General features: G+C 52.2%; 21 protein-coding genes and 1 pseudogene. 3 read left to right on the top strand and 19 right to left on the bottom strand.

What is annotated here, in order from left to right; genetic code table 11:
- Positions 1 to 53: 53 nt before the first annotated feature.
- The 18 genes and pseudogenes from MKZ24_RS23215 to psiE all read right to left on the bottom strand — a co-directional run bounded on the left by MKZ24_RS23215 (position 54) and on the right by psiE (position 24,255).
- Entirely contained in the window at positions 54 to 755 is a 702-nt protein-coding gene (locus MKZ24_RS23215; protein ID WP_340787109.1) for a pseudouridine synthase, read from the bottom strand.
- An 85-nt stretch (positions 756 to 840) separates the two neighbouring features.
- Entirely contained in the window at positions 841 to 1,038 is a 198-nt protein-coding gene (locus MKZ24_RS23220; protein ID WP_156118779.1) for a DUF3934 family protein, read from the bottom strand.
- A 146-nt stretch (positions 1,039 to 1,184) separates the two neighbouring features.
- Complete coding sequence (asd, locus tag MKZ24_RS23225) at positions 1,185 to 2,270, bottom strand: aspartate-semialdehyde dehydrogenase (RefSeq protein WP_340787112.1); 1,086 nt, start codon at positions 2,268 to 2,270, stop codon at positions 1,185 to 1,187.
- 122 nt (positions 2,271 to 2,392) lie between these two features.
- A complete protein-coding gene (locus MKZ24_RS23230; protein ID WP_340787117.1) occupies positions 2,393 to 3,610 on the bottom strand; it encodes a VWA domain-containing protein in 1,218 nt (405 codons plus the stop codon).
- The gene (locus MKZ24_RS23235; protein WP_340787120.1) at positions 3,611 to 5,959 is read right to left on the bottom strand and encodes a DUF5682 family protein; all 2,349 of its coding nucleotides are present in this window, start codon (positions 5,957 to 5,959) and stop codon (positions 3,611 to 3,613) included.
- Complete coding sequence (locus MKZ24_RS23240; protein WP_039303646.1) at positions 5,956 to 7,059, bottom strand: AAA family ATPase; 1,104 nt, start codon at positions 7,057 to 7,059, stop codon at positions 5,956 to 5,958. The genes MKZ24_RS23235 and MKZ24_RS23240 overlap by 4 nt, the downstream gene beginning before the upstream one ends.
- A gap of 60 nt (positions 7,060 to 7,119) precedes the next feature.
- Positions 7,120 to 8,967 (bottom strand): HEAT repeat domain-containing protein, encoded by a 1,848-nt coding sequence (locus MKZ24_RS23245; protein ID WP_340787124.1) that lies wholly within the window; start codon positions 8,965 to 8,967, stop codon positions 7,120 to 7,122.
- 81 nt (positions 8,968 to 9,048) lie between these two features.
- On the bottom strand, positions 9,049 to 10,494 hold the full coding sequence (locus MKZ24_RS23250) for an SWIM zinc finger family protein (RefSeq protein ID WP_340787128.1): 1,446 nt from the start codon (positions 10,492 to 10,494) through the stop codon (positions 9,049 to 9,051).
- A gap of 579 nt (positions 10,495 to 11,073) precedes the next feature.
- Positions 11,074 to 11,676: a response regulator transcription factor gene (locus tag MKZ24_RS23255; RefSeq protein WP_042136705.1), complete on the bottom strand. Its 603-nt coding sequence runs from the start codon at positions 11,674 to 11,676 to the stop codon at positions 11,074 to 11,076.
- Entirely contained in the window at positions 11,676 to 12,812 is a 1,137-nt protein-coding gene (locus tag MKZ24_RS23260) for a sensor histidine kinase (RefSeq protein WP_340787132.1), read from the bottom strand. The genes MKZ24_RS23255 and MKZ24_RS23260 overlap by 1 nt, the downstream gene beginning before the upstream one ends.
- 150 nt (positions 12,813 to 12,962) lie before the next feature.
- Complete coding sequence (locus tag MKZ24_RS23265) at positions 12,963 to 14,030, bottom strand: fatty acid desaturase (protein WP_042235916.1); 1,068 nt, start codon at positions 14,028 to 14,030, stop codon at positions 12,963 to 12,965.
- A 121-nt stretch (positions 14,031 to 14,151) separates the two neighbouring features.
- Entirely contained in the window at positions 14,152 to 15,357 is a 1,206-nt protein-coding gene (locus MKZ24_RS23270; protein ID WP_042235914.1) for an MFS transporter, read from the bottom strand.
- A gap of 983 nt (positions 15,358 to 16,340) precedes the next feature.
- On the bottom strand, positions 16,341 to 17,936 hold the full coding sequence (locus MKZ24_RS23275) for a response regulator (protein ID WP_340787137.1): 1,596 nt from the start codon (positions 17,934 to 17,936) through the stop codon (positions 16,341 to 16,343).
- A 19-nt stretch (positions 17,937 to 17,955) separates the two neighbouring features.
- Positions 17,956 to 19,323: an ABC transporter substrate-binding protein gene (locus MKZ24_RS23280; protein ID WP_042235908.1), complete on the bottom strand. Its 1,368-nt coding sequence runs from the start codon at positions 19,321 to 19,323 to the stop codon at positions 17,956 to 17,958.
- Positions 19,324 to 19,337: 14 nt separating this feature from the next.
- Positions 19,338 to 21,065: a cache domain-containing sensor histidine kinase gene (locus MKZ24_RS23285; RefSeq protein WP_042235905.1), complete on the bottom strand. Its 1,728-nt coding sequence runs from the start codon at positions 21,063 to 21,065 to the stop codon at positions 19,338 to 19,340.
- A gap of 85 nt (positions 21,066 to 21,150) precedes the next feature.
- Positions 21,151 to 22,512, bottom strand: a complete 1,362-nt coding sequence (locus MKZ24_RS23290; protein WP_340787142.1) for an ABC transporter substrate-binding protein — start codon at positions 22,510 to 22,512, stop codon at positions 21,151 to 21,153.
- 271 nt (positions 22,513 to 22,783) lie between these two features.
- Positions 22,784 to 23,392, bottom strand: a pseudogene (locus MKZ24_RS33145) (transposase); the annotation flags it as partial.
- Between the two features lie 458 nt (positions 23,393 to 23,850).
- Positions 23,851 to 24,255, bottom strand: a complete 405-nt coding sequence (gene psiE, locus MKZ24_RS23305; RefSeq protein WP_042235901.1) for a phosphate-starvation-inducible protein PsiE — start codon at positions 24,253 to 24,255, stop codon at positions 23,851 to 23,853.
- 165 nt (positions 24,256 to 24,420) lie between these two features.
- Between psiE and MKZ24_RS23310 the strand changes: the two genes are divergently transcribed.
- The 3 genes from MKZ24_RS23310 to MKZ24_RS23320 all read left to right on the top strand — a co-directional run bounded on the left by MKZ24_RS23310 (position 24,421) and on the right by MKZ24_RS23320 (position 25,963).
- Entirely contained in the window at positions 24,421 to 24,633 is a 213-nt protein-coding gene (locus MKZ24_RS23310; RefSeq protein WP_039298136.1) for a hypothetical protein, read from the top strand.
- Positions 24,634 to 24,636: 3 nt separating this feature from the next.
- A complete protein-coding gene (locus MKZ24_RS23315) occupies positions 24,637 to 24,942 on the top strand; it encodes an HNH endonuclease (protein ID WP_081956504.1) in 306 nt (101 codons plus the stop codon).
- A 103-nt stretch (positions 24,943 to 25,045) separates the two neighbouring features.
- Positions 25,046 to 25,963, top strand: coding sequence for a manganese catalase family protein (locus MKZ24_RS23320; protein ID WP_042235898.1), 918 nt, complete (start codon positions 25,046 to 25,048; stop codon positions 25,961 to 25,963).
- Between the two features lie 142 nt (positions 25,964 to 26,105).
- Here MKZ24_RS23320 and MKZ24_RS23325 read toward each other — a convergent pair whose 3' ends face one another.
- A complete protein-coding gene (locus tag MKZ24_RS23325) occupies positions 26,106 to 26,264 on the bottom strand; it encodes a hypothetical protein (RefSeq protein WP_197073083.1) in 159 nt (52 codons plus the stop codon).
- Between the last annotated feature and the right edge of the window lie 63 nt (positions 26,265 to 26,327).

A 26,327-nucleotide genomic window follows, 5' to 3' on the forward strand; every position in this document is an offset into this window, starting at 1 on the left:
ATCCTCCTGAAGGTTTGTCAGTATGTCAGCAAACGCTTAAATGCTGTGAATCCCTATTTCTCTGCGTCCAGTCTGGAGTGGAGTTCAGCCAGCTCTTCTGCGGTCAGATGCCTCCACTGCCCCCGCTCAAGGCCGCTGAGTGTAATGTGCATGATCCGGATGCGCTCCAGGCGGAGCACCCGGTATCCCAGCTCCTTGCACATCCGGCGGATCTGCAGATTCAGCCCCTGGGTTAAAACAATCGCGAACTCGTTGTCCGTGATCCTGCGGGTGAGGCAAGGCTTGGTCCGGGTCCCGAGAATATCCACACCGGCTGACATCTCCTGAAGGAATGCTTCAGTCACCGGCTTGTCCACCGTAACGTTATATTCCTTCTCATGCCCATGCTCGGAGCGCATCATCCGGTTAACCACGGCTCCGTCATTGGTCATGAGTATCAGTCCTTCGGACTGTTTGTCCAGCCTGCCGACGGCAAAGATCCGGGAAGGATAACCGACATAATCAATGATATTCCCTTCCACCTGCCGGGCAGCTGTACAGGTAATCCCAACTGGCTTGTTAAGAGCCAGATAGACCCGTTCTTCCCGGTCCGGGCTCAGCGTAACGCCGTCAACGGCCACCGTATCTCCAGGCTCAACACTAGCCCCCGCTGCACAGGCTATACCGTTAATGGTTATCCGTCCCGCCGCAATCAGCCGGTCCGTCTCTCTGCGCGGATATACGCCTGTCTCACTTATATATTTATTAATTCTCACTCCAGTACCCGCTTTCCTGCCCTACATATTAAAGAACACCTGATTCACTTACAAATCAGATGTTGCATATGGGCACATGGCCGCCTTATTTACTGCCTCCGGTTTTGTTGCCTCCGCCGCCGCCCTTGGCTGCGCTTGCTCCCTTAGTTCCCGGTTTGGTACCCGGGCTTCCGGGAGGTCCGCTTTTTGCCGGCTTCACGGGTTTCGCCGTCTTATTCCAGCGGGTCCAGCCCTTGCTCCCTGTCCCTCTGCCTGTGCCGCCGCCTTTACTTTTTGCCACAATATCACTCCGTCAGTATTCAGTTTTCGTCATGCATTCCTCTATCTTACCATTATTCCGGGGGTAATGTCAGGTAAAACCGCAAACAACCTGCGCGGAGAAGCTCCGGCAGGCTGCAATACGAATTGAAATGGAGTTGTTCCTGCTGCTTATTTCGGCTGAATATAACCTTCGGCCTTCAGCAGCTCAGCGATCAGGACAGCACCGCCGGCAGCACCTCTTACAGTGTTGTGGGACAGGCTGACAAATTTATAGTCATAGAGTGAATCTTCACGGAGTCTGCCTGCTGAAATTCCCATTCCGTTCTCAATATCACGGTCCAGACGGGTCTGCGGACGGTTCTCTTCTTCGAAATAGGTAATGAACTGTTTAGGTGCGCTTGGCAGCCCCAGCTGCTGCGGACGTCCCTGGAAGCTGTTCCAGCGTTCCAGAATATCTTCCCTGCTAGGCTTCTGCTCAAAGGAGGCGAATACTGCAGCCATATGGCCATCAGCAACCGGTACACGAATACACTGTGTCGTGATCACTGGCTGTTCGCTTTTGACAATCCCCTCTTCAGTTACCTTCCCCCAGATCCGCAATGGCTCCTGCTCGCTCTTCTCTTCTTCGCCGCCGATGAATGGAATCACGTTGTCCACCATGTCCGGCCAGTCGGCAAAGGTTTTACCGGCTCCGGAAATCGCCTGATACGTCGTCACAACAACCTTCGAAGGCTTGAAATCATGAAGCGCATGCAGTGTAGGCATGTAGCTCTGAATGGAACAGTTAGGCTTGACAGCGATAAATCCGGTTTCGGTACCCAGACGTTTGCGCTGCTGGGCAATCACCTCAAGATGCTCAGGATTGATTTCAGGAATCACCATCGGAACATCCGGCGTCCAGCGGTGCGCGGAATTGTTGGAAATAACCGGAGTGCCGGTGCGTGCGTAGGCTTCTTCCAGTGCCTTGATTTCTTCTTTCTTCATATCTACAGCGCAGAAGATCAGATCCACATCCGCAGACACTTCCTCCACCTTGGAGGCGTCCTGAACCATAATGCTCTTAACGGCCTCCGGCATGGGTGTGGACAGCTTCCATCTGCCTTTGACGGACTCCTCGTACGTCTTGCCGGCCGAATTCGCACTCGCGGCAATAGCCGTTACCTGAAACCATGGATGATTCTCAAGAAGTGCAATGAAACGCTGGCCGACCATACCGGTACCGCCAACAATACCCGCTCTCAACTTACTTGACATAAGAAATTCATTTCCTTTCAAGCAGCGCCTAGCGATAGGTGCTTTTTAATAACCGATTATAAATGATATATGCATGTTACACAATATGTGATTATAAAGTAAGTGTTTCCTGTTGCAAAAAATTATCGCGCCATCCCCAGACGCTTGGACAATTCACCGAGATCCTGGCCCTTGAGCGCTCCCTCCACCAAAACAGGCAGTAACGCCGGAGTACAAGCAAAGCAAGGGGTTCCGTCACGGGTGAGCTGGGCGGCAAGGCGCTCGTCGTAGGAAGGCTTCCCTTCATCCGACAGGGCCAGCAGTGTCATCGTCCGCACACCGGATTCGCGCAGCTCACGCATCCGCCGGACCAATCCGGCCTGGTTGCCGTTCTCATACAGATCGGAAACAATGATGAACAGCGTCTTCTTCGGCTCCTCAATGAACTGCTCACAATATTTCACGGACTTATGGATATCTGTGCCGCCGCCAAGCTGAATGCCGAAGAGCATGTCTACAGGATCATTGGCACATTGCTCAGTCAAATCTACGACCTCAGTGTCAAAAGCAACCACGCGCGTGTTAAGCGCCGGAATGCTGGCGAAGATCGAGCCGATCACCGAAGCCCAGATAACAGAGCTGGCCATCGATCCGCTCTGGTCAATGTCCACGATCACGGTCCATTCCTTGCTGCGGCGGGCCCGGTCGAAATAAAAGAACCGCTCGGGGATAATCATCCGCCGCTCTGCATCATAATGCTTCAGATTGCGCTCAATCGTCCGCTTCCAGTCCAGCCCGCTCAGGGACGGCAGCGGAGAATGCTGGCGCTTGTTCAGCGCACCGGTGACCGCACGGCGGATATCCGTCTCCAGCAGCTTGACCAGCTCGTCAACCAGTGCCTGGACTAGCATTCTTGCGGTGTCCTTTGTTTTCTCAGGAATTTTGCCTTTGAGTGCCAGAAGCGTACCCACCAGCTGGATATCCGGCTTCACTGCCGCCAGCAGCTCCGGCTCGAACAGCAGCTGCTTCCAGCCTTTGCGCTCCATGGCATCACTCTGGATAATCGAGACAACATCCTCCGGGAAGAAGGTGCGCACGTCCCCAAGCCATTTGGACAGGTTAATGGCGGCATGCCCTGATCCCGCCCCCCTGCCCTTTGAACCCGCTTGAGAGGTCCCGTAAGCACCTGCCTCATTATAGATGGCAGCTAGCGCCGCATCCATAATCCGCTCTTCCTCGGTCAGAGTAGGCCCGCCGCCTGCCCCATAGCCGGATAAAGCTTCCTCTGCTTCCTGGCCCAGAATCAGCCTCCAGCGCGACACAGCCCCGTTCCGCCCGTTATCCTTAATATCCTCCGCCATCTATAGGTCACCGAAGTCAAAATCGTTCAGCTCATCCAGCATTTTGGCTTCCTCCTCCTTCAGCTCGCCTGTAAGTATCTCAGCAGCCTGTTCTGTGTTAACCCCCCACAGCTCACCCAGAAGCTCGGAGATCATCGTCTTCTCCCGGGGAGAGAAAGTGCTGAATGCCCGGCGCAGAAAGACCAGGGCACGTTTGAATTCCTCATCGTCCAGGGCATTAATGTAATCATTCAGCTGCTCCCACAGGCTCATCCGTGACAGCAGGCCGTAGCGGTTACGCATCGACAGCCCTTCGAACCAGCCCGCCCCCAGATCAGCGGGGATACCCGGAGACAGCCGGCGCGACACCTCTGCGGCCACATCTTCCGCAGAGACCGCAGCCCGCTCCATCAGGATCGCGCAGGCGAAGCCGGACAGCCGGGGGTTACGGTCATCCCGCTGTGACAGCTGCTGCAGCTCCTGAAGCCACAGGACAGAATCCAGAGTCCCGCTATGTTCCAGCGAGATGCCGTTCAGCTCATTCATGGCGCTGATCATTAGCGCCGCTGCTTCGTCGTTGCAGCCGCTCGCATCCAGCAGGAACAGGCAGCCGCGCCGGAACAGCTCCTCCAGCAGCGGCACGAGCGGAGCGGTATCCACCTTGCGGATATCGCCGAAGCCGATAATTGTCGCCAGCTCCCGGGCAGCGGCGGCAATAGCAACTACATCGCGGCTGTCCACCGCCAGGCTCTGCAGCACCCGGCTGCTCTCCTCCATCTGCGAGGTCATCGCGCACTGGCAGGCGATGCGGATCAGCGCAGACGCATCAGTAATGGAGCGGCATTCCAGCAGCTTCTCCCTCAGCACATAAGCTGCAGCGACTTCAATGGTCTCGCCCAGGAGAGTCGATTCAACTACCTGAATCTCCACTTCCGGTGACCACTGGATAATCCAGTGCTCTGCCCAGGTTGCCCCGGACTGTCCGCTTGGCATATTCCGCACGAAGGATATGCCCAGCAGCTCCAGCCTGTGAAACAGCACGGAACGGTGCAGATCCAGGTAGGCCGCTTCCGCGCTTGACACCCGGCGGTTCTCCCGCAGATCGAGCGCCAGGTCACTGGCTACAGTGGACTTATATTTTTCCAGCTTATACCGCTTCAGCAGCCGGTTCAGGTCATCCTGAATCGGTGTCTGGCTGACACCTTCGGCCAGGCTGCCGATCGCCGTACCGACATCCACGCGAGCCAGTGATTCGGCAACAACCGCGAGGTCGCCATGGCCGAGCAGCGTCTGGGCGGCATCGCGCAGATCACGCAATGTAGGCGCGCTCCCGCCGTGCAGAGCTGCAAGCGACTCTGCCAGCCGGACCGCTTCAATGACTTCTGCCGTGGAGCGGTGCGTCCCGGAACCGCGTACCTGCCTAGCCACGGAGGACAGGTAGAGATGCGGCAGCTCCTCAGCCCTGCCGGACTCCATCAGCTCCCACATCAGCTCAAAGTAATGCGGAGCCCCGTTGCCTGCACCATAACCCGACATCGTAGAGAGCTTGTAATACGAATACGGCATCAACGTCAGCTTCGTGCTGCGTGTAGGCAGTGACGACAGCTCGCTGTCGGTCATCCCGTCTGCAAGGTCTGAGAGGGCCGCAGCATGGTAAGCGCCGCAGATCACTACTATCTTATCCGGCGGATGGCCGGCTTCAATCTTCCTCCGGATCTGACGCCGCATATAAGCTTCGCGCAGCGCGTTATAAGCATATTCGCGGGGCTGCTCTATCAGCTCCCGGGACTCTGACAGCTCACGCATCCGGGCAGAGAACGCCAGTATCGCCGCACGGTACGCTCCGCTGCTGGCGTTATGCTCGTAATTGCGTTCCCAATACATATCATAATCAGACTCACCGGCGAGCCGGGCAATCTGGCTGTATACCGATTGCTGCTCCTGCAACTCATCATCCGTAGGCTCACCTTGTTCATCCGCCGCAGGCTTAAGCAACGGCCTGCTCCCGGATTCAAGCCGCAGGGCATCCTGCAGACCCAGGGTTACGGAAGAGGGAAGATCGATGAATTCCGCTTCTGCCCCATGCTCCTTCGCCCATCGCATCCCCTGGTATTCCGGGGAGTAGACAGCGAACGGCCACAGCACCGTCCGCACAGGCAAATCCTCGGTGAAGGCCAGAATCGCAACCGGAGGTTTCGTTACGTTGTGAGTCAAATGGCGGATCTCATCAGTGGCATCGCCGGGTCCTTCGATCAGGACAGCGGTCGGCTGAAGCTCATCCAAGTATTCCAGCAGATGCTTCGCACCGCCCGGAGACAGATGGCGCACCCCGAAAATATTCACACCGGCAGCAACAGTCGCCCCACTCACTCGTTCATCTCCTTGCAGGCTTGATACAATCCGCGCCAGTCCGCTCCTTTTTTCTTCATTACATTATCGAGGTATTCCTTCCAGACCAGCTTATCCTTGTCGTCATCCTTGACGATAGCCCCCTGCAGGCCGGCAGCCAGATCCCCGTCGGTCAATTCTCCGCTGCCGAAGCTGGCTGCCAGGGCCATGCTGTTCGTCAGCAGGGAGATGGCTTCCGCCGTGGAGATTACACCGGCCGGTGTCTTCACCTTCTCTTTCTTGTCGAGCGTCATGCCGCTGCGCAGCTCGCGGAAGATCGTCACTACCTTGAGCAGTGCTTCATCAGCCGGAACGGAAGCCTGAAGCTCATACGAAGAAGCAATCTCTGCAACCCGCTTCTTCACGATAGACAGCTCAGTCTCCAGATCAGACGGTGCCGGCAGCACGATGATGTTGAACCGGCGCTTGAGCGCCGCTGACATTTCGTTCACGCCGCGGTCACGCGTGTTGGCGGTGGCAATAATGGAGAAGCCCTTGCGGGCACTGGTCTCCTTGCCCAGCTCTGGCACAGAGATCGTCTTCTCAGAGAGGATGGAGATCAGCGCATCCTGCACTTCGGAAGCGCAGCGGGAGATCTCCTCAAACCGGGCTATGCCGCCATCCTCCATTGCCCGCATGATCGGACTCTTGACCAGCGCCTCCGGCGTTGGCCCGTTCGCCAGGAGCATGGCATAGTTCCAGGAATAACGTACATGCTCCTCACTGGTTCCGGCAGTCCCTTGCACAACCAGGCCCGAGTTGCCGTAGATCGCAGCCGCCAGATTCTCGGACAGCCAGGACTTCGCCGTTCCCGGCTCACCGATCAGGAGCAGCGCCCGGTCTGTTACCAGCGTGGCCACCGCCATCTCGATCAGCCGCGTGTTACCGATATATTTCGGGGTAATCACGGTCTTGCCCGCCTTGCCTCCGGCAATGAACGTTAACACCGAACGCGGCGACATCTGCCACCCGGCAGGGATACGGCCTGTATCTTCCCTGCGTAAGGCCTCCAGTTCCTCACGGTATAGAACCTCGGCTGGCAGACGCATGTAATCCTGAAGCTGACTTTGTTCCGTCGACATGAACACCTCTCCTTTATAAGAACTCTTCAATTAGATTTCTTAAGCTACTTCCGCCCTGGATTATTGCGCACTCTTCAAGCTGTTCAGCACATACTCCAGCTGCTGCTTGCATTCATATCTATATTTAGGGACAATCGCTTCCAGACGTCCTGCATAGCTGGCCGGGAAGCGCTCCATCAGTTTAAATAAGTAGAGCTCAAAGGTGTAAGCTGTATGAACATTTTTATTCTCCAGGGCTGTCATCAGCAGCTCAAGACGCTCCGGCTCCGGCACCCCCGCCCTCTCCAGACCCTTGAAAATATTAGCAAGGAGATCATACGTCGTGCGTTTAAATGGCTCCTGCAGCTTGCCAAGCAGGTAGTCCCGCACGCCCTTATGACCCGGCCGGGCAAAAGCGCTTGCCAGGTTCACCGCATCATGCTGAATGAACCAGTCCAGCCAGCGGGAATCCCAGTCTGCCGCAATCTCCTCGGCTGACAGCATCTCCCTGCTGTAAGGCTGCCTAATACCTGCAGCATCCCACTCTACCTCATACGCCCTCCGGCGGATATCCACGATCTGCTCCTCAATCGTATTTATCAGCAGCTGGGCGCGCTGAGCCGCATCTTTGGCATCTTTGCCCACTAGCGCTTTCAATTTGTCCATAAAGGTTCCGCCGAACCTGCTGTACAGCTCCTTGGGCGTCATCACCCGCTGGGCAGCATGGAAGTAATTCGGCAGGAAACGCACACTCCGCTTATCCAGTGCCTCCAGCTCTGCCAGTGCAGCTCCGCCCGGAGTATTCTCTTTATACCAGGCTGCCTGGTCAATGAGCGGAATCCAGCCGAGCGGGGAGAACCGGGCGTACTCCTGAAGGATATAGCTGTAGACTTCATCCAGCTGCGGGCTCCGCTCATGGCGCAGAGCGGTTAAGAATGGAAGAAGGCTATTCCATGCGGACTCTGTCAGCTTCTTGTCTGCATTATTCTGCGGCGCCTTCTGCAGTTCTTCCATGAACAATGCCGCCAGCTTATCAGACACCTCTGCGGAAGCTCTGCCCGCCAGTACACCGGCGACCATCTCACGGTCCTTTTTCGCCGTGAAAGCCTCCACAAGCCGTTCAGCGCCCTGCTGCGAACCGCCTGCTGCCAGCGCCGAGAAGGCAGCTTCACGGATGGCCTTCTTCTTATCTGTTGTCCACTCCAAGAGTGCGTCCACATACGGCTCATGACCGGCGAGCCATTTCATAGCGGCTACCCGGATGTCTTCACTGCCGCTTCCGGCGATGCGGAACATCTCCTCCAGATACCGCTCTCCTCCCACCTTGCCGATCACTTCAAGCTTGCGGACCTCGCTCCTGCCACCGGCTGGATCCAAGCTTTCGAACAGGAATCCGGCAATGTCTGGTCCATACGACGGAAGAATATCGGTCATCGCAAAGTCTGCAAGTTCCGAATAAGGATCGTTCAGCGCCGAGACTGCCGGAGGCAGCAGCCGCAAATCCTGAAAAACACCTTCCTTAAAAGCATCAATTACAATTTCATATCTTCCGCTTCCTGTTGTGCTGAGCGCCTGCTGAACGGCACCAATCTTGCGGTAGGGCTGGTTCGTCTTAAGTTCAAAGCTCAAGGCTGGCAAAGGTCCGGGGGTTCCGTCAACTGCTGTTGTCCCCTGGGTATACAGCACCGACTCCAGCAGCAGCGTAAGCTCCTGCAGTTGAACACCGGGAGCGATCTCTTCAGCACCGTCAGGCTCTAGTAATGAAGCCACGCCCTCGCCCAGCTTCTTAAAGACTGGTGCGCGTTCCCCCAGCTGCTGAAACTGCGGAAGCAGGCGTTTCAGGCGGAAGTCTCCAGCCGCCAGCCCGCTTCCGGCAATATACAGTCTTCTAATCTCCTGATGCAGCTCCTGTAATAACGCTGTGCTCATGGACTGTCCTCCTATATGAATGAACTTGAGTTATCTTAGAATTCAGATGCTCGGCAGTGTCCTTCCTAGATACAATCTTAACTAATACAGCAACCGGATGATTTCTTCACCCTTAATGACTGTCAGCGGCTGGGCAGTCAACCTTCCCTCGTCCAGATTATGCTCGAACATCACCAGCAGGTAGCAATCCGTATGCGCGGCAGCCGGCACAAACGGCAGCATATGCACGGTTCCCTGCGGCAGGGACGGAATATCCTCCAGAGCCAGCCTGCTGCCGGATTCATCCGTTATGACATATTGGCCGCTCTCCGTAATGCCCAGACTGGCGGCATGCAGCAGCAGCACCGGCAGCTTGTCGCTGAGCGGATTCTTGATCTGATTCTTCACTGTCTTGACAGCTTCCGCATAGGAGCGGTGAGCCTGGGTGGTAGCCCGTTCTATATCCGGACCTTGCACTGTCCTTGGAGACATGGCTTCAAAACGGACCCGTGCATTCATATCCCCCGGATAAGTATATAGCTGGGGGACCACGGCAATCTCGAAGAAGCTGTCTTCCTCCCGCATCAGCTTAGCTGCCTTGTACGGCCGGTAATTAACCGTCCGGTGGATCTTACCGCCTTCCGCAGTGAGGTCCATCCAATACCCGAGATCCACATATTCCAGCCGGGCCATATCATTGAAGCTGTAGAAGGCCAGCTGCAGCAGCTCAGCCCCTTCCTTCACCAGCCCGTATTCCTTCAGTTCGCTCAGCTGCCAGGCATGCCCCAGCCATTCATCGATGGTCGATTCATGATCGAGTGCAAGCTCCGGGTCCTCGCTCCGGGCCAACAGATACGCCCGCCCCTTCTTAATAAATGCATGAAGACGTGACAGCTGCTCCATCGCATATGTATAGTTCTGTTCCTGGTCCTTGCCGCCGAACATTAGAATCGTGAACCGGCGCAGCTCAATCTGTGCTCCTGACAGATAATAGTTGCCAAGCTGCTTCACCTGCTCCTGAATCGTCTTCATGCTCAAACGGTCAATGGTAGACAGTCCACCGCGGACGAACCCCAGCACCAGCTTCTCAAGCATATCGAGCCCTTCAAGCTGGGCGGTAATTTTTTTCTTGAGCGCGGATTTGTTAACCTTTTTTGGCTTAGGCTCTGCCCCTTCGGCCGCCTGCTTCACCTTATTCTCTTCCCGCTTCTCGGCCTTCTCACGCTTGGAAGCTATGTCTTCAGGGACGGGAGCGGGGCTGAACGTCTGGCCTTCGGCCATGGCATAGAGCAGGCCTAACGCATGCTTACAGGGAAACTGGCGGCTGGGACAGCTGCAGCGGAAGACCGGATTGTCCGGCACGATGAAATCCACAGAACATTCATAGGGAGTCTTGCCACTCCCTGCACATTTTCCAAACAGCAGCTCTCCGTCCTCCGACTGATGAAGCTCTATGAAGCTCTTTTTGCGGACCAGACCTTGACCGTTCTTGATGGCTGCAGCATTGGGTGCAAGTGAATCAACGTATGATGAAGTAAGTTCAGGCAAATCAGATTCCTCCCGGCTGAAATAAGATGTACGCGGCATAAAAAGGAGTGCGGTTATGACACATGCAAGTTATTACCCAACTTCAACGGATAAGATCACATGTTTGCATTTATCTTAGCAAAAATATTCCAACGATCCAATCCCGGAGGGCTTTTCGTGGAGAAAATAGTAAATATGAACTAGCTATATAAACTTATCTAGGGAGCGGATGCAGGGAATAAGTGTATTTCGTACAGTTAAAAAATAGGATTTCCAGCGGATTTGTTCCATTAATTGTATTCTGTACAACTAAAATTACGAAAATTGATCATTCAACGAAAGGCAGTCTATATAAGTGCATAAAATACAGTTATCCAGCTTATCTCGTACTGTCAGGAGATTTCAGTTGCATTAAATGCAGTTAGAGCCAGGCTGATTTCTCTACTTCAATCAAAGTCCGCCTCTGCTCCGCCCCTTACGTCGGCCCGTCGGCCCGTCTTCCCTACCACTAGAATAAGCCTTGTCTCTGTCTGCAAAATAAAAGAAACGGCCCACTGCCACAGAAGACAGTTGCCGTTTCAATATTCCAAGCAAGTTATTTTATTTAAACCAGCCTTTTTCCTTAAAGCGCGTGATCGCTTCAATCCGGTTGCCGACATCCAGCTTGTCCAGGATCACAGAGATATAGTTGCGGACCGTTCCGGTTGTAATATACAGCTGGCTGGCGATCTCCTTCGTATTCTTGCCGTCCGCGATCAGCCCCAGCACTTCCTTCTCACGCTGCGTCAGCGGATTAGCTTCGCTGCTGTAAGCCTCATCCATCAGCTCCGGCGCGTATATCCGTCTGCCGTCCATCACATTGCGGATCGACAAGGCCAGCTCTTCGCTTGGACTGTCTTTGAGCAGATAGGCATCAACTCCGGCCTTAACTGCACGTTCGAAATAACCGGTCCGTGCAAACGTGGTCAGTATCATGATTTTGCAGCCCGATCCCTTCAGTGCTTCCGCTGCTTCGAGACCGGTCATGGCCGGCATTTCAATATCCATGATACAGATATCCGGCTGATGCTGCTTCACCAGCTTCACGGCCTCTTCCCCGTTGCCTGCCCGGCCCACAACCTTCATATCCTCCTCCAGATCCAGGAGGGCGGCGAGCGCTCCCAGCAGCATCCGCTGATCTTCGGCAATCACTATCGTAATCATTACACGTTTACCTCCATTTCCGGCCGCTGTGCAACATTAGGCACCTTAATAACTATCGTTGTTCCTTCGTCAAGCACCACATCCATACTTCCGTTGACGAATTCAAGCCTTTCTCTCATCCCCTGCAGCCCATGACCTTTATGATAGTGATTAGTCCCTTCAATTCCCGCGCCGTTATCCTTCACCCTGATGACCAGATCGGTCCGGGAAGGTTCAATCTGAATCAGGCAGAGCGAGGCACCGCTATGTTTGACCACATTGTTCACGGCCTCCTTCATACACATGCTCAGCACATTCTCGGTAATCAGTGAAGTGTTGGTCAGGTTAGGGTCACCCTCCAGCATGTAGCCAATCTCTGCGGCCTGGAGTAATTGCCGGATACGGATCAGCTCATCTTCAAGCCGGATGCCCCGCATCTGGGTAATCATTTCCCGGACTTCCTTGAGGGCGCTGCGGGCCGTCATCCGGACATCATTAATTTCGATCTGGGCCTGCGCCGGATTCTTAGTGATCAGCTTGCCTGCCAGGTCACTCTTCAGTCCGATCAGCGACAGCCGCTGCCCCAGCGTATCATGAAGATCACGGGAGATCCGCTGACGCTCCTCCATAACGACCAGCTCGGAGATCCGTTTGTTGGCATCCTCCAGCTGTCCCTGCAGCTTATCCTGATTGTTGCGGTTATATGTCGTGGCCGGAAGCAGCACCACAGCAATGATACTAACCAGCACGAACGGCAGCTGTGAGAGAAACACAGGATCACGTGTAATCAGCTCATAGTTGATGGCAACAATCGTCGTCAGCATATGAATGGAATACAGTGTGAAGAAGGCGGCCCGTTTCTGGATATTCCCGATAAAAAAAGCCAGGAACAGCGCAAAGTACATGTAACCGAACAGCAGCGTCATCGTAATCGAGACCACCATCTGTACACTGGTCCAGAAATAGACCACCCAGCCCTTAGACTTGAACGACAGCACATAGCAGGCAAAGAAGATAATAATCATCAGTATTCCGTAAACCCAGCGGTCCGGAGAGGCTGAACGGAAGATGGAGTAGAACGGGAGAATGTAAAAAATGACCCACACATAAGGACTTAGTCCCGTACTTTTATGAAAAATATGATGCCACTTCTGCATGTTTGCCATCCTTTTTGCCAGCAAGATTATACCCCCATTTTAGCATAAACCATCACATAAACGGCAATTCCGATCAACATTTCGGACAAAAAGAAAGACCAGCTCCGGCATCCTGCACGCCGGAACTGTCTTTCCCTTCTGTGACGGCTTCTATTTATTCTGGAATCCCGGTTTGATTACCTTCAGCACCTCGGCTGCCGCAGGCTTCTTTTGCTGCAGCCGCTGCTTCATTTCCTTGAAGCTGACGAACGTTTTGTGCTCCTCATCCCACAGACGGTACTTCAAGGCCTGCAGACTGGTGCTGAGCGTAATGGTTGTCGCTTTTTGCAGCGGCGGGGTGGCATTATGGGCCAGCTCCAGATTATAATTGGGCACCTTCGGGCTCAAATGATGAACATGGTGAAAACCGATGTTGCCGGTAATCCACTGCAGCAGCTTCGGCAGCTTATAATAGGAGCTTCCTTCTACTGCGGCGTTGACATAGCTCCATTCCTCATCATGCTCGAAGTAGGTATCTTCAAACTGATGCTGCACATAGAACAGCCAAATCCCGAGAAAACCGGAGAAGAACACAACCGGCAGCTGCACCAGCAGGAATGCCTGCCAACCGACAAGCATAATCATCGTACCGTACAGAGCCACTATCGAGACATTCGTCAAATACGTATTCATGCGTTCCTTGCGTCTGGCACCTTTGGCGTTGAAACGGTACTGGATCACGAAGACGGCAATGGGTCCGAGTACAAACAAAACCAGAGGGTTACGATAGATCCGGTAGTATAGTCGCTGCAGCGGTTTCGCGGCTGCATATTCATCCACCGTCATAATCCAGATGTCGCCGATGCCTCTTTTGTCGAGGTTGCTGCTTCCCGCATGATGTATCGAATGGCTGTGCTTCCACTGGCGGTAAGGGACCAGAGTGAGCACACCGGTTATTGTTCCGAAAATATCGTTCGCTTTGCGGTTCTTGAAGAATGAGCCGTGACAGCAGTCATGACAAATAATAAAGGTGCGGATGACAAAACCTGCAGCCGGAACGGCGAACAGCAGCGTCAGCCAGTAGGAAACGGATAAGCTGAAATAAGCAGCAGTCCATAGGAGCACTAGTGGTCCAAGTGTATTAATGAGCTGGTAGATGCTCGCTTTACGGTCTGTTTTTTCGTAAGGGGCTACGCTTTTCTTCAAGCTGGAGAGCTGGGATGTCTGGTTTGTAGTCATCGGGATCGTTTCCTCCTCGGATGCATCCATTCAAGGATACTTATCTCTCTACATTATAGAGAAGAAAGTGTCACCCCTGTAAGTCACAAACATCAACCCCGGTGTATGACATATGTCATAGTCACCCCTGAAGAGATTGCCGCCCAGACTCCTTCGCCCTGACCATCGGCAGCAGAATCAGCATCGCCATCAGGAACAGTATGCCACTTCCGGTGAATACTGTGAACAGCGAGAAGGCTTCCTTCAAATAACCTGCCGCAGACATTCCGATCACCATGAAGCCCATGAACATCGGCCCCATTATACCGCCAACCCTGCCCATGTAGCCGGCCTCGGTATTCCGCAGAATCAGTGTGTTGATGCCGATATGGATACACGGGTAAAAGAATCCGGTCAGCGTCTGTAGTAGGATCGTCAATGCTGCATGATGCGACCAGCCCACGCCGACCGTTCCAGCCGCACTGACCAGCAGACCGAATGCCAGCATCGTCTGTGGCTTCACGGCTTTGCCTTTGCTCATAATGAGCATTCCGCCGAGCAGCATCGCCGCCCCGTTCGCCATCATGATCCACTGCAGGAACCCTCTGTCCCTGCCCAGATTCTCAATGATTACGAATACCCCCAGCGGCTGGATCAGTCCTGCGGCAAGCCCCGCAAACGCAAAGGCTGCGCCCAGATTCTTCAGCACCTGGCTCGAACGAACATAATCCAGTCCGGATTTCATTTCAGCCATGATCCCGTTCCGGAGCTTTCCGGCCTGCTGCGGCGCGTCTTTGGGCAGCAGGCCCAGAATAAGCGCAGAGCCGGTGAACATACCGATCATCACAGCCAGCGATACCTCAATTCCGTAATGGTTATAGATGAAAGCGCCGATTACCGGACCAATCACCATAAAGAAAGCAGACAGCGACTGGAACATGGCCATCACACTCTGTAACTGATCTTCAGGCACATGCTGTTTGAACAGCTTCATCGCAGAAGGCTGCGAGAACTGTGACAATATAGCTGATACCAGGGTAGCCAGCAGCAGTGCCCTCCACGATCCGGACATGACAACCAGCAGCACCACAAAGACGGAACATGCCGATAACGCATCACTGATCATCATCGTCCGCTTGGGCAGCCACCTGTCCGCGAAGGTACCGCCTATAATAGCAAACAGAAAAATTGGAGCATATTCGGCCACCGAAATGAGCGAGACATAGAATGGATCATTCTGCGTAATATCCGTCACGTACAGCAGAATCGCAAAGTTCCTCACCCATACTCCGAGCTGCAGAAATACTCTTGACATAATAATCGTTCTTACATATTTGTTCCTTAACACGACGCTATCCCCCATACATTAATATAGACTAAATAGATATATATCTAATCTGTTTATTAATATATAGATATTAAGTTATTTTGTCTAGTCATAAAATAGATTATTATTTCATTAATCTATTTTATAACTGTGAATATGGCTCGAATCCTATAACATCACAGATGGACACTGTTCCATAAAAAAAGTAACCGCTCAAGTGAATGATGTTGGAGCTTATGCGGCTTATGCGCTTATAAGATATTAAGTGCCACCGCATATTACTTCATTTAGATTACTTCTGGGGCGCCTCCAGCAAACAAGCGTACTTGCGCTCCTCATTTCTTCCGTGGTAGCACATTGCATTGTATTCGGTTTTTCTGTGAAAATACTTCTGGCACAACCTGCGATAAACGCACGGCCTACGTGGCACGTCCAGTCCAATTGTGTTCGGTTTTCCGATTACATTCGGCCTACGTGGCGCTCACAGTTCAATTGTGTTCGGTTTTTCGATTACATTCGGCTTACGTGGTGCTCCCAGTCCAATTGTGTTCGGTTTTTCGATTACATTCGGCTTACGTGGCGCTCCCAGTCCAATTGTGTTCGGTTTTTCGATTACATTTGGCTTACGCTACCCACCCGGTCTAATTGTGTTCAGTTTTCCGTTAAAATTTGTTGAATAGATGAACAGACGACGTTCTGTTTTTAGGCGCGCTGCTCATTTTCATGCTGGAGTTGTGCCTTGAAAGACATGTTTGTTTTCGCATACATTGGCTCTCCCTTGGCTCGCGACCGGTGAAATTAGAGGGGTTACTGACGATTATCATCTCTATAACCATAAAAAAAGCACCCGAAGGTGCTCAAAGTGCTCGTACTCATCCTCATACTTATATTCTTATGTCCTATGTTCCTATTTCCCAATGTTCCTATGTTCCTACATTCTTATGGCCTATATGCTATGCTATATGTTCTTATCTGGTCTTTACGGTTAGCGCCACCCCGATGCATCAATCCTGCTTCACATGCTCCTCACGATACTCCGTCGGCGTCTTGCCGGTAGCCTTTTTGAACACCTGAGTGAAGTACCTCGGGTCCTGATAGCCCACAAGCGGCGCTACCTGGTAGACCTTCACATTGCTGCTTCGCAGAATGTACTTGGCATTCTCCATCCGGCAGTGGGTGACGAATTCCAGGAAGGTGTAGCCCGAGATTTGTTTGAACAGTGTGCAGAAATGGCTGATGCTGAGATCGGCCACCTCGGACACTTCCTCAATGCTGAGATCCTTGTGGTAATTGGATTCAATGTACCGTTTAACCTTCTCAATGATGCTGCGCCCATCTTCGCGGGCTGCTGTGCTGTGACTCTGAAGCAGCCATTCACGGAATTCCGACTTGAGTGCTTCGATCATGCCTGACAGCGTTCCCAGGCCATGCAGCTTGCTTAGCAGACTTTCTATCGACCATTCGCTATGGGTGTTCAAATGCTCGAACTGCCGGTACAGCACCACGCTCATCTCAATAATCAGACGCTCCGCGAGCGGCTGCGGAAGGGCCTGGGATTCAATGAAGACAGACATCTCGTCAAAAAGGGCAAGCATACGCTCCAGGTTCAGGGTGCGGATACTTTCAATCAGCGAGAGCTCCAGCTCCTTCGGATACTTCACCTCACGGCTGCCAGCTGCTGCAGTCTCCTCTTCAATGAATACACCGGCTTGTCCGGAATAGAACCGCTGATATAAGGCCTGGGAAGCTAACGGATAGACCGTGCTTAACTGATCAATTCCCTGGGTGGACCGGCTGATGCCAACAGAACAGTTCAGCTTAGAGTAACGTTTGATGCCGGCAATCAGCTGTTCACCGAGCTCTCTTTTGCCGGCACTAATGCCTGCCGGGAAGAGCAAGATCCATTCCCCGTTGTAGAACGGGAAGATGGACAACGCCCCATTCTCCAGGGACCATTCCTCCAGGATATTGCGGACCGCGAACAGCCAGAGATGCTTCTCTTCCGCACTCCACTTGGCTGTCAGCCCGGCATAATCGTCCAGACGGACAACCGCCATGAAATATTCATCTTCCAGCTCGCTATTCTCCAGCCACTTCAGATGCTGCAGCGGACGCGGGTTGCCCAGCGTGAACTCGGCCAGCATGCGCTCGCGGGCAAGCATTGACAAGGTCTGCACTGACAGCATCAGCTGTTCATTTTCCTTCTGGCGGTCAAGCCGCTCTCTGGCCCGGGTGAGCATCTCCGCCAGTTCCTCATGGTCAATCGGCTTCAGCAGATAATCAAACGCACCGAGCCGCAGCGCCTCCCTGGCATATGTAAACTCCCCGTAGCCGCTGATGAAGATAAAAATCAGCTTGGCGCTGCGCGGAAGCACCTCCTTCATTAAAGCGATCCCGTCAATCACCGGCATGCGGATATCGCTGATAATAATATGCGGCGTGGTCTCCTGAATCAGCTGCAATGCAGCTTCCCCGTTCTTTGCTTCACCGACTATCGTCAGGCCAAGCTCTTCCCAGGAAACCGCAACCTTCAGGCTGCGGAGAATAATCGGCTCATCATCCACCAGCAGCACTTTATATTTATCCTTATGTTCACTCATCTCTTGCACCCCCCCAGGCTTATTGACCGGCCGAACTCCGGATCAGATTCCAGTATTGCTTGGATGCATCTTGCAGCTGCTGTAAAGCCTGATCCGTATGCATCCCTCCATCAATCATCTCTTCAATTACACTCAGAAATGTCGTTTTCACTTCAGGGGACAACAGATTGTCATATGGCACAAAGCTCTGATTGTTCTCCTCCATCATATCCATGACCTGGGCAAACACCGGGCCGGTCTTATCCGGGTCGAAGGCAATGCGCATCGACGGAATTCTCAGTCCTTCGTATACTATCCGGGTCTGAATCTCCTTCGTATAGAAAGCTTTCATCAGTTCCAGGGCAGCTTCCCGCTTCGCTCCGCTGAGGCTCGAAGAGAGTCCGATTCCTATAGTGTAGCCGCCGGCGATCGACGTCTCTGCCCCCTTGATCAGCGCGGGAAACGGAATTACACCAACCTGGTTCTGGAAATCTGCCGGTGCTGCCGCGCCTGAGAACAAATTGATGTCCCAGTTTCCGTTAAGATACATGGCTGCTTTCCCTTCCGTGAACAGACCCACAGCATTCTCGGTGGATACATTATTGGAATCACCACTGAAAGCACCTTCATCTATCCATTTATCCAGATGGCGGAACGCATCCGAGTAGCTGCTGTTCTGAAAGCTCGCCCCATCCTCCCCGGTAACCAGCTTCTGTATAAGCTCGGGTCCGGCATAGCGGTCCATTAGATAATGGGCGAAGACCCCTGCGGGCCAGAGGTCTTCGTTGCCCAGCGCAAACGGGATATATCCTGCCGCTTTCAGCTTCGTAATGACTCTATCGAGCTCCGCAACCGTTACGGGAATATCCAGTCCGAGCTCAGCGAAGATACTCTTGTTATAATAAAGCGGTTCAGCATTGCCCTCAATGGGCAGCCCATAGATACGCTTATTGAAAGTCCACAGATGTAAATCCTTAAATTGATCGCCCAGTCCGTTCACTTCGGTGAAATCCGTTAGATCCATCAGCCGGTTCGAACGCACATAAGGCTCGATCTCCGCTCCGCCGAAGAGGACGAACATATCAGGCGGTGTTCCAGTGACCATTTCACTCTTCAGCTTCTGCTCCCGGTGAATGGTCTGGTCCAGACCCTCGAAGTTCACCTTCACATTCGGATGGCTCACCTGATAGTTCTTCACAACTTCCTCAAAGATGGCCAGAAGCGGACGGTCATGCTCCTTGATCCAGAAGTGCCGGAAGGTCAGCGTGATTTTCTCGGGAGAGTTATCTTCGATCTGCCCGCTGTCTTCCTGCATAATGAACCATACCGCACCGGACATTAGTACAGTATAGAGCAGAATCCATCCCCAATTGGTCAACCATCTAGCAATACTCCGCTCCTCTTTCATTTGGTTTCTCCTTCTCATGACGGCTGAATCTTCGGAATCCGGATACAAATTGTTGATCCAAAGCCGGGAGATGAGCAGACCAGAATGCCATAGGGATTGCCGAACCGGATGTTCAGGCGCTCATGCACATTCTTCAGGCCCACCCCGCTGTCACTGTATTTCTTGGCATTGGCCCTTTCCTTGTTCCATTGGCTCATTAGCACCTCAAGGTCAAAGCCCGGTCCGTTATCCTTGACGATAATGATAACATCATTGCCGTTCTCCTGTGCCTTGACCGTAATGGTGCCATGCTCCTCCATCTGTTCAACTGCATGATATAAAGCGTTTTCGACGATCGGCTGGACAATCAGCTTCTGGGTCATCACGTACCTCAGCGGTTCAGGCAGCTCCAGCTCATACGAGAACTTCTCTCCGAAACGGAACTTCTGAATATCGAGATAATGGCGGACATGCTCGAATTCCATTTGCAGCGGAATCAGCTCCTGGTTCTGGCTGATGCTGATCCGCAGCAGCCTGCCGAGCGAAATAACCATTTTACTGATATCCCTGTTACCTGCCAGCACGGCCATCGAATTAATCGATTCCAGTGAATTATAGATGAAGTGCGGGTTAATCTGCGCCATCAGCGCCTTCATTTCCGCTTCCTTCTTGCGCCCCTGTTCCGTCTGCACCTGCTCAATCAATTCATTGATTTGCGAGCTCATCCGGTTGAAGCCGTCAATGAGGGAATCACTCTCATCATTGGCACGGAGCGGTACGGGGATCGGGATGAATATCCCCTGCTTGACCCGCTTCATTCCATTCACCGCACTGTTAATGCTGCGGACAAGCCTGCGGATGAAATAATGGTCGAACAGAAAAGCAGACAGCAGCGACACAATCCCGAGGATAACCGCAATATTACGGATAGATACCGATTCTGATGAAATCAGATTCATCGGTGTAATAGCAGCCAGATACCAGTCTGAATTATGTGAGGGCAGGAAAGTGATCAGAGACCGCTCCTCCTGATAATTGTCAATGTAATAGTCCTGCTCCTGCGTATAATCCTCCTGCAAAAATGGAAAATCCGTCCGCTCACCAATATGCTCCCCCGACTTGTTAAAGACGATATTGCCCTGCTTGTTCACCAGCAGAATATCCCCTTTCTTCAAGGTGGCAGCCTCCCAGAAGATTTGATCGAGCAAATCCGGCTTCACGTAAACGACCAGGTAGCCAATATCCTCCAGAGAATAGAAATCCTTAATCACTCTTGCCTGCACAAGCACAGGTTTACCCGCGCTTGCCGAGCCGTTCTCTCCGGGACCGGACCAGACAGGACGCCCCTCGGCACTATTCATCGCTCCGAACCAGACCTGATTTTGCATTTCGGCAAAAGACATCGGCGCGTTATATTGATAGATCAGCCGGTCTTTGCCGTATAGGCTGAAGGAGGTGATCATTGGATGAATTAACAGCAGATTGTTGATCAACTGCTTGTTGTCATAGGTGAGGACAAAGTTCTGCTGCTTGAGCGCCTGCTGAATTGGCGGCTGCGTAATGGCTGAATTGGTGGTCGATGAAATCTCACTGAGCGCGAACTTCAGCTTGCGGTCCGTCTCCTGCAGGGAGATCCAGTAGAAATTGCTTGATTTCTTCTCCATAGCATTAGAGAAATTGACATACGTAACAATCCCCATGACGATCACGGGAATGAAGACGAGAAGAATAATAGCGAACAAGATCTTACGACGGAGCTTCATGTATGTTCCCTTCCTCCAGCTGACTCTGTCTATTATTATTCTTCATAGCATTCTTTATTTCCTGTCGCAGTCATTTATAGATTGGTTAACCGGGTGGAGCAAGCGTTTTCGCCTGCTTCACTGCATAGTTCCATTCTTTGGCCGGATCGGCTTTCTTTTCCGACACGTTTCTCAGCGCATTCTTGAAGAAGGTATCCGCCTTGTCATGCAGCGGTCCGTAGTATACCCATTTAACACGGTTAGCCGCTTTACCGAATTCAACAGCAGTCTGCTGGCCGCCGAAGAACTCATCCTTGAAATCTGCGAATGCAGGATCTTCATACAGAGCAGGGGTCGAGGGGATCAACCCTTTGGTCTTGAAGGACTCCAGCTGATTCTCCTTGTTAACGAGCCACTGGATGAATTCATAGGCTTCCTTCGGATGCTTCCCTTCCTTAGGCAGGGTAATGAACGAACCGCCCCAGTTGCCGACGCCTTCAGAAAGCTGAGCAATTCTCCATTTTCCGGAAGAATCAGGTGCACTGCTTTTGATTTTGCCGGCAAGCCATGCCGGTCCTATCACAACTGCGAATGAACCGTCATTCATGCCTTGTTCCCATTCAGGCGACCAGATCTCCGAATTGCTGATCCAGCCTTCCTGAATGCCTTTAACAGTAAAGTCATACGCTCTCTTCACATACGGATTGGTGTCGCCGAAGAATGTTCCATCTGTTCTGCTGAAATAGATTTCATCTACAGACTGGTCTCGAAGTGCATTAAACGTAAGATCCGTCAGGTCGGAAAAGTACTTCCCGGTTATTTCTTTGAAATCTTTGGCGACAGCAGCGAATTTATCCCATGTATCGATCGCTGCGCTGAACCCTTCAGGGTCGCCGGGCAGGCCGGCTGCTTCAGCCAGATCGGTGCGGTAATAGACCACAGTTGGTCCGATATCAGCCGGAAGTCCAAGCTGGAAGCTGCCGTCCACGGATGAGGCTTGTTTCCACTTCCATTTTAGAAAGTCCGTCTGGATATCTTTGGCTCCAAGGTCGTTCAGATTATAGAATTTGTCCTGAACACCCAGGTAATGTTCCATGAAACCGGCCTCAAGCTGGAAAATATCAGGTGTACCCGAACCTGCCGAGAATGCTGCCGCCAGTTTGTTATGGTGTGCATTCGTGTCACCGGTGTTCTGCACCTTAATGGTTACATTCGGGTGTTCCTTCATGTATGTATTGGCCAGCTCTTCATAGTTCATGTCGCCCATTGTCCAGAAAGTAAGCTTTACCTTCGCTTCGGGCTCTGTATTCTTCTCCCCGGAGGTTGGTGCATTCGCGCTTGCTGTATTGTTACCCGTATATTTATCCGCAGCAATGTTGCCGCTGTTGTTGTTAGCTCCGAATGCCGCGGGCGAACCTATGAGTATGATGGAAACCAGCGTCAGCGCCAAGTACTTTGCTTTTTTCATTCCTCTGTACCCCTCTCAAAGGTTTCTCTTACAAGATTTAGTGTACAGTAGGCGAGTGTTTTTTTTTGAGGAGGCAAACCGCCGATTTATGGTGGAAATATTTCCGATTCGGCAGCTTTACCAAACGCGAGGCTTCAATACAGAAGAAACCAGACTGCTATTCAGTCCAGAACGCACAACGGGGCTTTCCCAAAAGTAGGTTTTCTACCGCGGAAGACAGTTCTCTTCATTCTTAATACTACAAAAAGTGAGCAGAGCAGCGATTCTCCCGTTATTGGAGGATCGCTGCTCTGCGTTTTTGGTCATTGGTGGCTTGCTTCAGCAGATTATGAGCAAGGGAAAGCCATCCGACCTCAAGCGTCACTTTCTCCAAGCCGCGAAGCAGAAATCACCGGAACCCACGGTTGTTCTTCAGTTGTCCAAACACACTTTCTGGCTCCGTCATTCGGCGTACGGCCAAGGCGTAACCTTCCTCACTCCGTAGAATTTCCCGAGCCTGTTTCTGGTATCGTAGTCGTTCCAAACTGACGACCACCTCCCGATTTCCTGCCGCTTTCGTGCAATGCTCCTTTAGGGGGCAGCCGTCACAGGAGCCGCTTCGGTAATGACGTCTACAAATTTTATAGCCGCTCTCTAAGGTCTCTTTGCTTTCCCTATGAAAATGCAGCATTTTCCCGGCTGGGCACGTCCAGTTATCCTCGGCTGTATGGTGTATCCAGTTCTCAATTTTACCAACATTCGCTTTCCAGGCTTAGCTCTTTTCCTTGTGGTAGCTGCCGTACTTTACTACCGCCTGAATCTCTTCCCTTTCCAGATAGGCGTAGTTTTCTTCGCTGCCATAACCTGCATCCGCAATGACTGTCTTTGGCAATATCCCGAGGATCTGATTCCAGCCGGTTGACGGCTGCATTCACGAACGCGATCGAGGTGGTTCGAAGGAATATCTTCTTCGAGATCCATGGGCAAGCAAAGTTGGTCCATGGACTATTAAATGTACAAAGAAATCGCTCCTTTGGGAATGGTTGGGTGGTACCTCCATTTTACCAAAACGAGCGATTTCTTTTTGTGATTTTTGAAAGACCTTTTAGAAACGCCCCCCGCTTTAACAGCGGAGAGGACGGACTGATTGTGGAAAAGCGGTAGCGGTCGCCTTGCTCTCCGGATTTTTACCGCTAAGGGAAATAAATAAAATCTGGAGATCACAGCGATTGTAGCAACGGTCCGTTCGCGCAGCGTCCACACCACGTTCACAAGTTAATCCAACTCAAAAAAGAGGGGCCGTCCCAAGCAGCCATTTCATGGCTTTTGGGACAGCCTCGTAAAATGTGGATAAGCGATTTATTCGCGCTTCAATTGCTTGGTGTTGGCTAGATACAGCGTGATCACCAGTACAAGTATGGCACCGGAATACAATATAGTGTCCAGCGGACTCTCATGATCGATGATGATCAGCCGGATGATCGCCGTAATGCCGATATAGATGAAATAACGGAGCGGGAAATGATAATGGGCCTCGAAATACTTGATAATCAGCGCAATGAATTCGAAATACAGGAAATACACCAGTATCCCTTCGAGCAGCTCCAGCTTGGATAATTCACTGGCATCATTAATGTGGCTGAAGATGTATACTGTTTCCTTGCCCAGGAAAATGACCAGAATCAAAGCGAGTACAACAAGGGACAGGTTCAATACCCATTGCAGAACCAGCGGCACAACAGCGAATTTGTTAAGAATTTTCATCGTATCAGCTCCTGCTCCAGGTTAACCCACAGTATAGAAGTGATTACGTTTCCAGTGCAAGTACTGCTTAACCGGGATGAGCGAAGTGGATTTATGGCCTGCTCGCGGGTATACTGTTTGTATTTACTGAACTTCTTTCATCCCTATAAAAAGGAGATTTATCCCATGCCCATCAACCGTCCTTTGCTGACCGACAGCGATCTCCAGGAAGCGATTGACCGCAAGCTGCCCGTCCGTGTATTCCAGGATGACCATCTAGTGAATTCCGGTGCAACTGTGGTCCGCTTCACAGATTCAGATGTTGTGATCCAGTCCCGGGTCAGCGATTTGACCTATTATTCGCGCAGCCGATGCGAATTCTTCGAAGTCCGGCCGTAGCACATGAAAGAACAAGCCTTGGGCAAGTGTGAGCTATGCGGCCGTTCCCCTCTCGCAACCACCGTCCATCATCTGATTCCCCGTGAGAAAGGCGGAGCCCTGCTGCCTACCGCTCTTCTCTGCAAGGCTTGCCACCGGCAGATTCATGCCCTGTATACCAACAGCGATCTGGTCATTCTTGGCCTGACAACGCTAGACAACCTTAGACACGACCCCAGGATCGCCGCATATCTCCAATGGATCATCAGGCAGCCGCCAGGTTCTGAGCCTAAGCTCCGCAAATCCAAGCGTGTGCGGGGTGGATATTAAGCCGCTTGACCGAAAATATGAATAGATTGCCTGATATAGAGACACTATAGAGCGGAGAATGGCCGGCAGGCCAACAATACTCTATAGTGAGGCAGGTGCGTTTATGTTCAAGCGCTTTGACGAAATTGCCATTGAGATTCCTGAAGTGGAGCGTCCCGATCCAAATGCCGCAGCAGCAGTTCAAGAGCTGCTTGGCGGTAAATTCGGCGAGATGTCGACACTGAATAACTATCTGTTCCAGTCGTTTAATTTCCGCAGCAAAAAAAAGCTCAAGCCCTTCTACGATCTCGTTACAAGTATCACTGCAGAAGAACTTGGTCATGTAGAACTGGTATCGCATGCGGTCAATAAATGCCTGTGCGGATCAACAGCCTATAAGGAACCGGATCAGACTCCGCTTAATCCGTTCAAAGATGCGCGAAATACATATTTCGCCCTCGGCGGAGCCCAATCCGCTATGCCCTTCGACTCTATGGGCCGTCCCTGGAGCGGTGAATATGTCTTCAACAGCGGGAATCTGATTCTCGATCTGCTGCATAACTTCTTCCTGGAGTGCGGTGCCCGTACACACAAGATGAAGGTGTATGAATTGACCGACCATCCGGCTGCGCGTGAGGTTATAGGTTATCTGCTGGTCCGCGGGGGAGTCCATGTAGTGGCTTATGCCAAAGCGCTGGAGGTGGCTACCGGTGTTGATGTCAGCAAGCTAATTCCAATCCCTTCCCTCAGCAACAAGGCTTTTAATGAGACCCGGAAATACGAGTCCAGAGGCGTTCATACGAAGCTGTATACGAACAGCGATGGTGACTTCACAGCGATCAGGCAGATCTGGAAGGGGCTGCATCCGGAGGATGGACAGCCGCTCGAAGTAATCGAAGGTATACCTAAGGGCTTCCCGGTTCCCGAGGCGCCAGAGGTGCCTGAAGAATTCGCTCCGGGCATCTCCGAGGACGATTTCCTCGCCATTGCTGCCCGCCTGCAGTCGGCAGCCAATATAAGCTCTTCCGGAAATACGAATTAAACGCTAAGCTGCACCAGGTAAGTAGAGTGAAATAACCAGATATACAAAGAAGCAGGTGCCCCCCATCCGGGAAAGCACCTGCTTCTTCTGGTTCTATAGTTTGCTGCGATATATTCTGCATCTGGCGGTTCCTATTTGAGATTCATTTCTTCCTATCGCCATAAGCGCTCAGCTTCTCATTGAGAACTTCCTGAAAGCTCTGGACTTTGTCTTCTGACTTCTGCGGCTTAGGATTAAGAACGGGCTGAGGTCTAAAAAACTGATGATTAAAAGCCATAAGATTATGTACGCTCATACTCATTGAAGTTCAACCTCCTTCTGTAATCTTCACCTTAGTTTGCGTGAGTGCGAAATATCTTATCCC

It is taken from the genome of Paenibacillus sp. FSL R7-0297 (assembly GCF_038009025.1).
Classification (GTDB): Bacteria; Bacillota; Bacilli; order Paenibacillales; family Paenibacillaceae; genus Paenibacillus_AQ.

Coding starts and splice junctions, on each gene's coding strand:
- asd (WP_340787112.1), bottom strand. CDS start 2,270: ATGTCAAGTAAGTTGAGAGCGGGTATTGTTGGCGGTACCGGTATGGTC.
- MKZ24_RS23230 (WP_340787117.1), bottom strand. CDS start 3,610: ATGGCGGAGGATATTAAGGATAACGGGCGGAACGGGGCTGTGTCGCGC.
- MKZ24_RS23240 (WP_039303646.1), bottom strand. CDS start 7,059: ATGTCGACGGAACAAAGTCAGCTTCAGGATTACATGCGTCTGCCAGCC.
- MKZ24_RS23245 (WP_340787124.1), bottom strand. CDS start 8,967: ATGAGCACAGCGTTATTACAGGAGCTGCATCAGGAGATTAGAAGACTG.
- MKZ24_RS23255 (WP_042136705.1), bottom strand. CDS start 11,676: ATGATTACGATAGTGATTGCCGAAGATCAGCGGATGCTGCTGGGAGCG.
- MKZ24_RS23260 (WP_340787132.1), bottom strand. CDS start 12,812: ATGCAGAAGTGGCATCATATTTTTCATAAAAGTACGGGACTAAGTCCT.
- MKZ24_RS23265 (WP_042235916.1), bottom strand. CDS start 14,030: ATGACTACAAACCAGACATCCCAGCTCTCCAGCTTGAAGAAAAGCGTA.
- MKZ24_RS23275 (WP_340787137.1), bottom strand. CDS start 17,936: ATGAGTGAACATAAGGATAAATATAAAGTGCTGCTGGTGGATGATGAG.
- MKZ24_RS23280 (WP_042235908.1), bottom strand. CDS start 19,323: ATGAAAGAGGAGCGGAGTATTGCTAGATGGTTGACCAATTGGGGATGG.
- MKZ24_RS23285 (WP_042235905.1), bottom strand. CDS start 21,065: ATGAAGCTCCGTCGTAAGATCTTGTTCGCTATTATTCTTCTCGTCTTC.
- MKZ24_RS23290 (WP_340787142.1), bottom strand. CDS start 22,512: ATGAAAAAAGCAAAGTACTTGGCGCTGACGCTGGTTTCCATCATACTC.
- psiE (WP_042235901.1), bottom strand. CDS start 24,255: ATGAAAATTCTTAACAAATTCGCTGTTGTGCCGCTGGTTCTGCAATGG.
- MKZ24_RS23310 (WP_039298136.1), top strand. CDS start 24,421: ATGCCCATCAACCGTCCTTTGCTGACCGACAGCGATCTCCAGGAAGCG.
- MKZ24_RS23315 (WP_081956504.1), top strand. CDS start 24,637: ATGAAAGAACAAGCCTTGGGCAAGTGTGAGCTATGCGGCCGTTCCCCT.
- MKZ24_RS23320 (WP_042235898.1), top strand. CDS start 25,046: ATGTTCAAGCGCTTTGACGAAATTGCCATTGAGATTCCTGAAGTGGAG.
- MKZ24_RS23325 (WP_197073083.1), bottom strand. CDS start 26,264: ATGAGTATGAGCGTACATAATCTTATGGCTTTTAATCATCAGTTTTTT.